Here is an 11,998-nt window from a genome sequence, read left to right on the forward strand (position 1 = left end):
GGGTTATCGTACTTCCTTTACCGGAGAACACACTACGTGCGGCGGGTTATTGAAGGAGCGCCCCCAGGTCTATAGGCTGGCCGTTTATGATTACCTGCCCCGACTTGTAGGCGGCTTCGATGGTATAGGAATCGTCCTTTTCCACCAGTATATCCCCCGAGACGAGGAGATTTATTTCGTCCTCGGCCGCCCCGCTCGCAAGCTCCGCAAGCTCCTCGTCCGTGGGAGGGTCCTCTCCCATGGCCTTCATGTTCTCGAGCACCTCTTCCTTCTTGTAGTCCGTGAGGGCCGATACGAAAAGCTCCTTCGAAACGGTTATCCCCGCGTCGGCCGTGAGGGCGGCCAGCATGAGGACCGGGTTCTGCGCGAGATCGACGTTCTCGAGCCCCTCCCCGTCGGCGTATATGCCGAGGTGGCCTTCCAGCTTCCCGCCGGACGTTTCGAGCGAGAGCTTCCTGAGCTCGATTTTGGGCGATTTGCTTACGAACCCGGGCAGGAGATTTACGAGCTCCCCGGTGAATCGGGCCTTCGCCTCTTCGCTGTCGGCCGCGTTCTGGTTCGCGTTTATGAGCGCCTGGAGCTTCTTCCACGATCTCGAATCTATGTTGCTTATCGAAAGCTCGTAACCGCCGGGGCCGTATTTATCGCCCCCGAATGTGAGCTCGTCGAAGACCATGCTGTGCGAGCTGTCGAGAAGCCCCCCCCGCTCGGAATTTTTCCCCTTGAAATCGATTCCGGTAATCGTGAGATTCCTGAGCTTCGCTCCGGGCTTCGCCAGAAAATCGAGCTTTCCTACGGTGAAGTTCACATCCCCAGTCGGGTATTCGGCGTCGGGCGCGGGGTGCGAAAGCTCGGACCAGGCCTTGATCTCCGTGACCGTCAGGGTCGAATCCTTCCCGTCTATCTGGAGACCGGGGGATTCGAGGTCGCTCAAGCTGTGAAACTCGTTCGTGTCGTAATCGACCCGGCCCGTAAATCCCTTCCAGGAGAGCTTGTCCCCGTCTTCGAGGTCGAGCTCGAAGCCCGGCATCGACATGTCGGCCGTCGCTTTATTTTTGAAAGAGATAACGGTGTGGGCGTCTATAGGCGGAATCTTCTCGAAAAGCTCCGCATTCCCGCTCCCCTCGGCGGGGGCGAGCTTTATCCGGGAGTCCAGCACAGAAAGCACGGGCGCGGGCCCCGCCTTTCCCTTGAATATGGCGAGGACCGGGATCGGGCCGTGATATATCGTATCCGTCTCGTCGAGCCTTACTATTTCCTTGCCCATATTCCTGACGGCGAAAACGGTTCTGGCTTTGGAGCTCAATATCCCCCTGTCGTAGCTCCTGCTTACGACGCTGAAGGCGTCGCCCTCGGTGTACTGGTCTATGAGGTCGTTATAGACGTACTCCGTGTCCATTCCGAACCTGTAGGACATCCCGACGACGGCTATGACAAGAACGATTATTATTACGGATACGACCCTCATATCACTCTCCCTTGCTGGCTTCTGACAACGGATAATTATATTTCCTGCGCCGCGGCTTATGCAACTGCGGGGGTTAAATAAACCTTAACATACACCGCATCGGGCCGAAGCGCGGCGGGATGCGTCCGGGGCGTTAATTTACGGCGTCCGCCTGCGGGAAAGGCTTCACGTACAGCTTGAGATCTTCGAGAAACGCGGCGTATATCTCGCCGAGCGCGGTGTTCCAGCCCCTCATGAGGTCCGGCGCGGAAGCGGTCGGAATCGGAACGTGAGAGCTGTATGTTTTATTGAAAATTATCCCGGTGTTGTCGCCGTACTCGCCTTCCGGGGTGTATTCGAGAAGGAAGAACTGTATGGTCATCACGGCCGCCGGCGCGCCCCTGTAATCGCCGTAGAGCTCGACGAGGTTCGGCTGTATGTAGTAGCTGGCGAAACCCTGGCCGAGCGAGCTCATGACGTCCTCGAAGAGCCCCGTGTCCGCGAGCCAGCGTATGGTCATTTCGGTGAGGAGAGCGCCGGGAGCCCTGAAGAACTGGTTGTAAAAGTCCGACTCGTAGCTGATGTCGTCGGTCCTGTATACGAATTCCTTCCCGTCGCTCCCCGGCGACACGCTGAACCTCCACACCTGGGCCACCGCTCCCTTTACCGGGGCCGGAACCTTTTCCGCGGGGGGAACCTCGAACATGTAATAGCTCCTCTCGGGGTAGCTCTTCGTTATGCCCCCGCATCCGGCCGCGCCGAGCGCTGTGAATACGGCGGCGGATATCAGTACAAGGAATTTTGCTCTCATTGTTTTTCTCCCCCCTCGGGCTCGATGTGCGGCGGAGGACTCCCGAAGAGCACCCACGACGGGTACTTCTTCACGGTCTCCATGAACTCCTTCATGTCCTCCGTAATGCGCTCTATGTTCTCCATGGTGAGCTTGATGTTGTGCTCGCGGTTGGACAACAGCCTGTCCGTGCGCCTTAACGTCCTGTTGAGCTCGTCCGTAATCGCGACGACATTTGCGATGGTCTCTTTGGTCTCCTTGCTCTTGAGCATCTTGTCGAGCTCGGCGGTCGTGGTGTCGAGCGTGTTCACGAGTTTCCGCAGGTCGGCGCTGAGCTCCCCTACCTTAGCCTGCTCGACGGCGTTGTTAAGAGACGCGACGAGGTCTTCCACCCCGTCCGTTATTTTCTGTATGTCGATGCTTTCTATGCTTCGTGAAAGATTCTCTATAGTCTGCGTAATCTGCGTTATGGTGCCGGGCGCCGAGGGAATGTACGAGTATTCGGGTGTCCAGTCGATTTCCAACGGAGGATACCGCTCGGGGTCGAGGTATACGGCGTTAAGGAACGCTATGCCTGTAACGCCCTGAGAGGCGAGCTGGAGCCTGAGCCCCTTCTGTATCATCTGCCCGTAGCCTTGAAGCCTTTCCTCATCGGTTTCAAAGAGTCTTTTCTTGCCCTCTCCGGCTATCTTGTCGAGGTATATTTCGGCCCGGACGAGAACGTACGTCTTTCTCGTATGGTATTCGTTGAAAACGAACCCGATGTAGCTGACGTTGCCTATCTGGACCCCCTGGAATTCGAGGGAGGCCCCGACGGAGAGCCCCTGAACCGACTGGTCGAAATAAGTCTCGATGGTGGTCTTTTTCTGGAAGAACTTTCCTCCGCCGAAAATGATTATCGCCGCAGCCAGAAGAAGCGTGGCGGCGATAACGAAAAGCCCGATTTTGAAGTAGTTCGGTTTTTTCATATGCCGGACTCCCCTTTATTTTCTTCACCGCCGAGCTCCGCGTCCGTCTGACGCCTGAAGAATTTCTGGACGACCGGTATGGTCGAATGATCCCTCAGGTAAACGGGCTTGCCTTCGGCGATTATACCTTTAACGCTCTTATCGAGCATGATAACCCTGTCCGCTATATTGTAAATACTGTTGAGCTCGTGTGTCACGACGACGAACGTGATGCCGAGCGTCCTCGAAAGCTGTTTTATGAGCTCGTCGAGCTCGGCCGATGTAATGGGATCGAGCCCGGCCGAAGGCTCGTCCAGGAACAGCACCTTCGGGTCGAGCGCCATGGCCCTGGCGAGCGCCGCGCGTTTTATCATGCCCCCGCTGAGCTCTGACGGCATCTTGTCCTCGGAACCCGTAAGGCCGACGAGCGAGAGCTTCATCCTTCCTATGAGGTCCCTCGCCTCGGCGTTCAGCTCCGTGTATTCCTCGAGCGGGAGCATGACGTTCTGGAGGACCGTCATCGATCCGAAAAGCGCCCCGAGCTGGTAGGCGACCCCTATTCGCTTAAGTATTTCTATCCTTTCGTCCCCTTCGGCCGCCGAGATGTCGCGGCCTTCTATGACGACGTTCCCGCCGGCCGGCTTGTAGAGCCCGATCATGTGCTTGAGAAGCGTGCTCTTTCCGCATCCGGAGCCGCCGAGAATGACAAAAATCTCCCCCCTGTAGACGTCGAAGGTTATATTGTCGAGTATGGTGTTGTCGCCGTACTTCGCCGTGAGGTCCCTCACTTTTATTATCACTTCCCTTTTGTTTTCGGCGTTATTCCCGCTCATGTCAGATCCCGAGAACGTAGTAAACCACCCCGAATATGCCGTCCGTTAAGATCATGAGCACTATCCCTATGACGACGGCCTCGGTCGCCGCGTCGCCGACGGCCGACGGGCCGCGCGACGCCCTCATCCCCGAAAGGCATCCGACCCCCGCTATTATCACCGCGAAAAAGAGCGTTTTGAAAAGCCCGGCCAGGAGCATGACGTACGTCCCGGACGCCGTTATCTGGTTCATGTACGTGCCGAACGTGAATCCCAGGGAGAGCATGACGACGAGGCCGCCCAGGAGGCCGAAGAGGTTCCCGAATACCGTAAGCAGGGGGAGCATCAGGAGGGCCGCTATCACCTTCGGCACGACGAGGAAGTTAACGGGGTCGAGCCCCATGGTGTCGAGGGCGTCTAACTCCTCGTTCACCTTCATCGTACCGAGCTCGGCCGCGAAGGCCGACCCGCTCCTGCCGTTTACGACGAAGGCCGTCATGAGCGGGCCGAGCTCCTTGAAGTACGCTATGACTATGAGGTCGGCGACGAATATCTGGGCGCCGTACTGCTGCATCGGCATGGCCGACTGGAACGCGATGACGAGCCCGACGAGGAAGTTGACGAGGGCTATTATGAAAAAGGAGTTGGCGCCGAACTTCTCGCAGGTCGTGAAAACCTCTCCCCACCTTATACCGAACGGGTTCATGAGCGCCTTTGTCAACCCGACTGTCACCTGCCCGGTGAAGACTATGTGTACCTTTATTTCCCCGAGCAGCTCCCAGGCCGCGCGGCCGATCTGCTCGACTATCCCCGTCCGCTTCTTCGGAGCCGCTCCTTTCGTCCCGGCGAAGCTCTCGGGATCGAACAGGTCGAACAGCTTTTCGAGGTCGCCCCTTAGGCCCGTTATCTCGAAGCCGCCGCCCGCTTTTTCCTGCATCAGCCTGAGCTCTATCAGAAGCGCCATCCCCGAGGCGTCCATGTAATCGATACCCGAAGCGTCCACCACGACATTCCGGGGCTTTTCCCTGGACAGGGCCTCCTCGGCCTTGTCCCAGACGTCGGACGTGGTATACGCGTCGAGACGACCGCCCGGTTTCAGTGTGAGCGTGCCCCTGCCGTCCTTTGCCGTTTCGAACGAAGGGGGTGAAGAACCTCTTTCGGGATTGTTCATATATGCGCAGCCGACGTGGCTATGTTCTCGATTCCTGCAAATATGGCCTGATGCGGTAGAATTGCCTCTGAGATTAACATAGTATAATCCCCGGAGTCAATTATGAAAAGCCATCCCAAGTTCGTAAGAAACCTCGACGCCTTCTACTACGCCGAGGTGTTCCTCGTATGCGCCGTGTCCGCGGTTCTCGGCATACGCCTCTTCCTCCACATGACCGGGTACCCGCAGATCGGGAACGGCACACTCCACATAGCGCACATGCTGTGGGGCGGTCTCCTCATGCTGGCGGCGCTGATAATGCTTTTCTCCTTCATCGGGAAGCGCGTAGAGCTCTGGGCGGCGATACTCGGCGGCGCGGGGTTCGGCACGTTCATAGACGAGGTAGGGAAGTTCGTGACGAAGGACAACGACTACTTCTTCGAGCCCTCGGTCGCGATAATGTACGTCGTTATCGTGCTGATAGTCCTCGCTCTTCACATGATAAGGTTCGGATGGACGTTCACCGGGAGGGAGTACCTCGTAAACGCCCTTAAGGGGCTCGAGGAGGTGGCGCTGTCGGACCTCGACGAGGACGAGAAGAAGACCGTCCTTCTTTACCTCGACAGGAGCGACCCCGGCGACCCGCTGACGCCCGCGGTGAGGGGGCTCATAACGAACGCGGAGCCGCTGCCCAACCATTCGCCCGGGCTCTACAGGAGGCTCAAGGACCGTTTCGGCGGCTTTTACGAGAGGGTAGCCGGGACGGCTGTTTTCAGGCGCGCCCTCGTCGTGCTCTTTCTTTCCCAGCTCGTGGCGACATTCGGGTACGTCCTTTTCCTGACGCTCTATTACGGATTCGGACTGGGCTCGAACCTGAGCTTCGCCGCCCTTGAGCGCGCAAATCTCGACGTCAATGACCTCTCCTTCGTCGACGTCGCCCGGCTACTGTCGTCGGCTCTGTCGGGCGTCTTCGTCTTCCTCGGCGTCTACTACATGCGCCGCTCGCGCCTGAAGGCCTACATGATGTTCGAGCGCGCCCTCCTCGTCTCGATACTCCTCACCTACGTGTTCGTATTCTATAAGGAGCAGTTCGCCGCGCTGACGGGGCTTTGCTTTAACCTCGTGATACTCGTCGGCCTCAGGATGCTCATAAGGCAGGAGCAGGTGGAGGAGATAAGAACCGCCTCGTTCTGGAAGTGAGCGCTGCTCAGCCGACGGCGACGCCGTGCATGGAGTAGTAAACGAGGACGAAATAATACGAGACGGGGAAGACGAATATGAGGCTGTCGAACCTGTCGAGCACTCCGCCGTGGCCGGGGACTATGGCCCCCGAATCCTTTATGCCGACCCCCCTTTTTATGGCGGATTCCACGAGGTCGCCGAACACCGCCGCCGCCGATACGAATATCGCGAAGAGTATAGTCCAGTCGGACGACATAGGCGAGCCGAACCCGTAATTCACTATAAGGCCCGTCACTATGCACACGACCACGCCGCCCAGCGTGCCCTCGACCGTCTTGCCCGGGCTTATTACCGGGGCGATTTTCTTCTTTCCGAATTTGAGTCCCGTGAAGTAGGCGCCCGTGTCGTTAAGGAACGTGCAGGCAACGGTAAAGAATATGAAGAAGAAGCCCGGGTCGGCGAGGCCCTGTGCGTTCCCGGCGTAATGCCCTATAGCGCCGCGCGCGTCTATGTTACGGAGGAGCACGGCGTGGCAGAGGAGCCAGCCGAGATATACTATGCCGAAGAGTGTCGCCCCGCCTCTTATTATCGCGCTCTCCTCGCCCGTTTTCCTGAGGTTGAATATGAGGACTAGCAGAACGGACAGGGTGAACATGAGCGAGAAATCGACGTATCCCTTGTACGCCGTGGCCGCTATCAGGAGAGACAGCACTATCCCCGACCCCCGCGCATAGGGGAGGCTCCGCGACTGGAGCAGCCTTTGATATTCTATCTGCCCCGTGAGGACGAGCGCCATGATGAACAGGAGGAATACGATTCCCCCTATCCTGAATATGACGTAGAGTATCGGGACGGCTATCGCAGCCGTCACTATCCTTTGCCAGAAGTTGCTCATACGGGTCGAATAGATATAATGTCCATAACCTGACGGTTATTGCAAATAGAATATAACCCCTATGAGCGAATCCGATATAAAACCATTGTTCGAGCCGCGCGGGGGGCCGATGAGCGTCGCCGTCCTGCTCTCGGGCTCGGGGACCAATTTCGTCGCCGTCGTCGAGGAGGAAAGGCGGCTGGCGCGCTCGGGCGAAAGGCTCTACGGCAGGATAGACGCCGTGTTCACGAACGCCCCCGGGTGCGAGGGAGCCGGGAAGGCGGCGGAGTACGGGATACCGGTTCTGGGCCTAGGCTCGAAAAAGTATTTCGACGTCCTCGGCAAGGGCCCCGAAGACGAGGAGACGAGAGACTATTACGATGCCGCGGCGATCGCGCTTATCGAGAGCGTCGCGACTCCCGACATTATAGTCCTCGCCGGTTACAGGCGGAGGCTCGGCCGCGCCTTCATCGAAAGGTACGGCGGCAGGATACTGAACCTCTACCCCGGCGACATAACGAAGGACTACCTCGTACGCGGCGTCGATGCCTCCGTCCAAGCGCTGAGGGCCGGGGAAGACAGCCTTCGCTGCACGGTGTACCTGGAGCGTTTCGGCGAGAGGTTCGGCACTGCCCTCGTCCAGTCCCCGCCCGTGTCGCTCGCTGGTTTCACCGAGGCCGACAGGGACGCCATGGGGGCCAGGATCAGGGAAGAGGCCGAGTGGAAGGCGCTTCCATTCGCCGTCCACGAGCTCGTGGCCAAGGGAAGGGCCGGGATCGACGGGGACGGGGCGTTATACGTTGACGGAAAGAGGCTCGGGCCTTCGGGCTATCCCATGAAAGGCACGGAATAGTAGAACGCACGGCGTCTATAAAACACTTTAACTTCGTTTTTCAACCCATTGCAATAATGAGAGAATCTATTCCGGATGCGCTGGCTGTCAGGGCTTGTTCTTTTCCTTCGCCCACGAATCCTTGAGCGTGACGGTCCTGTTGAATACTAACGCGCCCTTTTTCGAATCCCGGGCGTCCGGCGTGAAGTACCCGAGCCTCTCGAACTGATAGTTTACCCCGGGCTCGGCGTCGGCCAGCCCCGGCTCGACCGGGCGGTCTTTCAGCACGGTGAGCGAATCGGGGTTCAGGCGCTCCTTGTAGTCCGAGCCGTCCGCCCCGGGCTCGGGAACGGTAAACAGCCTGTCGTAGAGCCTGACCTCGGCTTTTATCGCGTGCGGGGCCGAAACCCAGTGAATCGTGGCCTTTACCTTCCTCCCGTCGGGGGCGTCTCCCCCCTTCGTCGAAGGGTCGTACGTGCAAAGGAGCTCCGTCACCTCGCCGTTTTCGTCCTTTACGACGCCCTCGCACCGGAGGAAATAGGCGTACCGGAGCCTCACCTCCACCCCCGGCGAGAGCCTGAAGAACTTCTTCGGCGGATTCTCCATGAAGTCGTCGCGTTCGATGTAGAGCTGCCCCGAAAACGGCACCTTCCTCGTGCCCATCGAAGGGTCCTCTGGGTTGTTGACGGCGTCCAGCTCCTCGGACCCGCCCTCGGGATAGTTCGTGATGGTTACCCTGAGCGGGTTGAGGACGGCCATAACCCTCCGCGCCCTCTTGTTGAGGTCGTCACGTATGCTGTGCTCCAGGAGCGATATGTCTATGACGCTCTCCTGCTTCGTGACCCCTATCCTGGAGCAGAAGTTTCTTATGGACTCGGGCGTGTATCCCCTTCGCCGGAGGCCCGAGATAGTCGGCATCCTCGGGTCGTCCCAGCCGTTTACGTACCCGTCCCGGACGAGCTCTAAAAGCCGCCTCTTGCTCATGACCGTGTAGTTGAGATTGAGCCTCGAAAACTCTATCTGCTGCGGGTGATATATGCCGAGCTCGTCCAAAAACCAGTCGTAGAGCGGCCTGTGGTCTTCGAATTCGAGCGTGCAGAGCGAATGCGTGATCTTTTCGATGGAATCCGATACGCAGTGCGCATAATCGTACATAGGGTATATGTGCCACTCGTCCCCGGTCCTGTAATGCGGCTCCTGGATTATCCTGTACATGACGGGATCACGCATGTTGATGTTGCCCGAGGCCATGTCGATCTTCGCCCGGAGAACGTGCGCGCCCTCCGGGAACTCGCCCTCCTTCATGCGCCTGAAGAGGTCGAGGTTCTCTTGGGCCGGGCGGTCCCTCCAGGGACTGTTCTTTCCGGGCTCGCTGAGTGTGCCCCTGTACTCTCTTATCTCGTCGGCGGACAGGCTGTCTACGTAGGCCTTCCCCGCCTTTATAAGCGTTACGGCGTGATCGTATAGCGCCTGGAAGTAGTCCGAAGCGTGGTAGAGCCCGTCCCAGTCGAAGCCGAGCCACCTGACGTCGTTCTCTATCGCCTCGACATACTCGGTGTCTTCCTTCGCCGGGTTCGTGTCGTCGTACCTCAGGTTACACGTGCCGCCGTATTCCCCGGCGATGCCGAAGTTAAGGCAGATGGACTTGGCGTGGCCTATGTGGAGGCAGCCGTTGGGCTCGGGGGGGAAACGCGTCGCCACCCTGCCCCCGAACTTTCCGCTCTCGTTGTCCTCCTCGACTATCGTGCGTATGAAGTCGAGGCTTCTCTTCTCTCCGTTCTCTTCCATTCCGTTTCCCTTCTCCCGATGTCTCCGGGGATTAATATTATACGACCTGAGAAAAAATCAAAGCCCCGGCCGCCGCCGCTCATTACCGCCGATATGTTGCCTAACCTCGCCTAAGCAATTACAATTACGCATGATGTATTTCCCAGCATACAGGCCGAGAAGGCTGAGAAGGACAAAGACGATCCGCGACCTCGTTTCGGAAACGAGGCTGTCCGCGGACGAGTTCATTTACCCAATGTTCGCAGCCCCGGGCAAGGGCGTAAGGGAGGAAGTCCCCTCCATGCCCGGCATATACAAGCAGTCGATCGATAATATCGTCAAGGAGGCCCGCGAGGCCGAGGCGCTGGGCGTAAAATCCGTCCTCCTCTTCGGCATCCCCGAGCACAAGGACGAGACGGGGAGCGAAGGCTACGCCGATGACGGCATCATACAGAAGACCGTACGCGAGCTAAGGAAAAAGACGCCCGACATGCTCGTCGTAACGGACGTCTGCATGTGCGAGTACACGAGCCACGGGCACTGCGGGATAATAAAGGGCGGCGACGTCGACAACGACGAGACGCTGGATTATCTCGCGAAGATGGCCGTCTCTCACGCCGAGGCCGGGGCCGACATAATCGCCCCGTCCGACATGATGGACGGCAGGGTCGGCGTCATAAGGGAGGCCCTCGACGACGCGGGTTTCGAGAAGGTCCCGGTAATGGCCTACTCGGCCAAGTACGCCTCGGGGTTCTACGGCCCCTTCAGGGACGCCGCCGAATCGCCTCCCCAGTTCGGCGACAGGCGAAGCTACCAGATGGACCCGCCCAACGTTAGGGAAGCGCTCCGCGAGATAGCCCTCGACATCGAAGAGGGGGCTGACATCGTGATGGTGAAGCCCGCGCTTTCGTACCTCGACGTCATACGCGCCGCGCGCGAGGAGTTCGACCACCCATTGGCCGCCTATAACGTCAGCGGCGAATATTCGATGGTCAAGGCCGCCGGGAAGCTAGGGTGGATAGACGAGAAGCTCGTAATGATGGAAATACTGACGAGCATAAAGCGGGCCGGGGCCGACATCATAATCACCTACCACGCAAAGGAAGCCGCCGAAATCCTCCGCGGCCGGGGGAAGTAAATGGCCGGCAATCCCCACTATAAGGTCGTCGAGCTCTCGCTCGTCACGGACGAGGAGATAGAGAAGGCGCTCAACACGTGGACCGGCGAGGGGTGGACCTTCGACGGGATTCACTTCGTCGTGAGGGACTCCTCGAAGAGGCCGACGATGGCGTTCATCTTCTTCACCTCGGGCGCGGGCGAGTCCGAAGGGCTCAAGAGCATCTGACCGGTTTTTCTTCCGGAATTATCCGCTGCCGCAGAGTGTACAGGGACGTCCCGAAGGGACGGTGTTTCAGCCTTCCGCTTTCAGGCCCGATGCGCCGGAGTCGTTGAGGTAGCTCTCGAGCCCGGTGAGGTCGCCTATCCTGTCCATGCGCTCCAGCGATGCGTATTCCCCTTCCCTGTCGAGGAGTATCGCGCGTATGCCGAGGGCGCGCGGGCCGTGGAAGTCGTTCCTGAGGTCGTCGCCCACGTGTATGGACTCTCCGGGATCCACCCCGGCCTTTTCGAGGGCGGCGAGGTATATCCCGTGAGAGGGCTTTGCGAACCCCGCCTCGCTCGATATTACGAACGTGTCGAAGTAATCATATATGCCGAGCCGCTCCATAACGTCGTAGACGCGGGAGTCGAAATTCGATATTATGCCGAGTTTGTAGCACCTGGATTTAAGCGATTCGAGCACGGGGACGGTTTCGGGAAAGAGCGTCCACGCCTCCGTCCTGAACACCTCGAAGAGCTCGTCGAAATGCTCGTCGAAGCCGGGGAACATTCCGACCTCCGTGTAAACGTCGGTGACCACCTTTTTCCACCAGTCCTTTTCGAGTCCTTTTCTCTCTTCGCCTGAAACCCCGCCGAAAGCGAGCGGGGGCGCGTTCCTGAACGCCTTCGAAAACGCCCTCCTGAGCGCGGCCGTGTCGGGGTCGGCCCCGTATTTGCGGGCCACTCCGGCGTACGTGTTCCCTAGACCTTCCTTTATGAAAAAGAGTGTGTCGGCGGCGTCGAAGAATATGGTCGTGATCTTTCCGTTTGTCATGCGAATGTCTCTCTTTGTCTGAATGAAGACTTTAATATACACTCT

General features: G+C 58.6%; 12 protein-coding genes. 4 read left to right on the forward strand and 8 right to left on the reverse strand.

Annotation, left to right across the window (positions count from 1 at the left end):
• Positions 1 to 46: 46 nt before the first annotated feature.
• The 5 genes from PKC29_02590 to PKC29_02610 all read right to left on the reverse strand — a co-directional run bounded on the left by PKC29_02590 (position 47) and on the right by PKC29_02610 (position 5,167).
• Positions 47 to 1,468, reverse strand: coding sequence for a YdgA family protein (locus PKC29_02590; GenBank protein HML94299.1), 1,422 nt, complete (start codon positions 1,466 to 1,468; stop codon positions 47 to 49).
• A gap of 133 nt (positions 1,469 to 1,601) precedes the next feature.
• Entirely contained in the window at positions 1,602 to 2,258 is a 657-nt protein-coding gene (locus PKC29_02595) for a hypothetical protein (GenBank protein ID HML94300.1), read from the reverse strand.
• Positions 2,255 to 3,205, reverse strand: a complete 951-nt coding sequence (locus PKC29_02600) for an MlaD family protein (protein ID HML94301.1) — start codon at positions 3,203 to 3,205, stop codon at positions 2,255 to 2,257. Before PKC29_02600 ends, PKC29_02595 begins: the two co-directional genes overlap by 4 nt.
• Entirely contained in the window at positions 3,202 to 4,017 is an 816-nt protein-coding gene (locus PKC29_02605; GenBank protein ID HML94302.1) for an ATP-binding cassette domain-containing protein, read from the reverse strand. The genes PKC29_02600 and PKC29_02605 overlap by 4 nt, the downstream gene beginning before the upstream one ends.
• Position 4,018: 1 nt before the next feature.
• A complete protein-coding gene (locus PKC29_02610; protein ID HML94303.1) occupies positions 4,019 to 5,167 on the reverse strand; it encodes an ABC transporter permease in 1,149 nt (382 codons plus the stop codon).
• 102 nt (positions 5,168 to 5,269) lie between these two features.
• Between PKC29_02610 and PKC29_02615 the strand changes: the two genes are divergently transcribed.
• Positions 5,270 to 6,346 carry a hypothetical protein gene (locus tag PKC29_02615; GenBank protein HML94304.1) on the forward strand — a complete coding sequence of 359 codons (1,077 nt, stop codon included), beginning with the start codon at positions 5,270 to 5,272 and terminating at the stop codon, positions 6,344 to 6,346.
• A 7-nt stretch (positions 6,347 to 6,353) separates the two neighbouring features.
• On the opposite strand, the gene PKC29_02620 is transcribed toward PKC29_02615, so the two are convergent.
• Positions 6,354 to 7,223, reverse strand: a complete 870-nt coding sequence (locus tag PKC29_02620) for a phosphatidate cytidylyltransferase (protein HML94305.1) — start codon at positions 7,221 to 7,223, stop codon at positions 6,354 to 6,356.
• A 61-nt stretch (positions 7,224 to 7,284) separates the two neighbouring features.
• Here PKC29_02620 and PKC29_02625 point away from each other — a divergent pair, with 61 nt between their 5' ends.
• Positions 7,285 to 8,055 carry a formyltransferase family protein gene (locus tag PKC29_02625; GenBank protein ID HML94306.1) on the forward strand — a complete coding sequence of 257 codons (771 nt, stop codon included), beginning with the start codon at positions 7,285 to 7,287 and terminating at the stop codon, positions 8,053 to 8,055.
• Positions 8,056 to 8,142: 87 nt separating this feature from the next.
• Here PKC29_02625 and PKC29_02630 read toward each other — a convergent pair whose 3' ends face one another.
• Complete coding sequence (locus PKC29_02630; GenBank protein ID HML94307.1) at positions 8,143 to 9,822, reverse strand: glutamine--tRNA ligase/YqeY domain fusion protein; 1,680 nt, start codon at positions 9,820 to 9,822, stop codon at positions 8,143 to 8,145.
• 133 nt (positions 9,823 to 9,955) lie between these two features.
• Between PKC29_02630 and hemB the strand changes: the two genes are divergently transcribed.
• Both hemB and PKC29_02640 read left to right on the forward strand, forming a co-directional pair.
• Entirely contained in the window at positions 9,956 to 10,939 is a 984-nt protein-coding gene (gene hemB, locus PKC29_02635; protein ID HML94308.1) for a porphobilinogen synthase, read from the forward strand.
• Positions 10,940 to 11,146: a DUF4177 domain-containing protein gene (locus PKC29_02640; protein HML94309.1), complete on the forward strand. Its 207-nt coding sequence runs from the start codon at positions 10,940 to 10,942 to the stop codon at positions 11,144 to 11,146. It abuts the gene before it with no gap.
• A 66-nt stretch (positions 11,147 to 11,212) separates the two neighbouring features.
• On the opposite strand, the gene PKC29_02645 is transcribed toward PKC29_02640, so the two are convergent.
• A complete protein-coding gene (locus PKC29_02645) occupies positions 11,213 to 11,953 on the reverse strand; it encodes an HAD-IA family hydrolase (protein ID HML94310.1) in 741 nt (246 codons plus the stop codon).
• Positions 11,954 to 11,998: the final 45 nt, after the last annotated feature.

The sequence above is a fragment of the Thermodesulfobacteriota bacterium genome, from assembly GCA_035325995.1.
Taxonomy (GTDB): Bacteria; Desulfobacterota_D; UBA1144; order Nemesobacterales; family UBA2774; genus JADLGH01.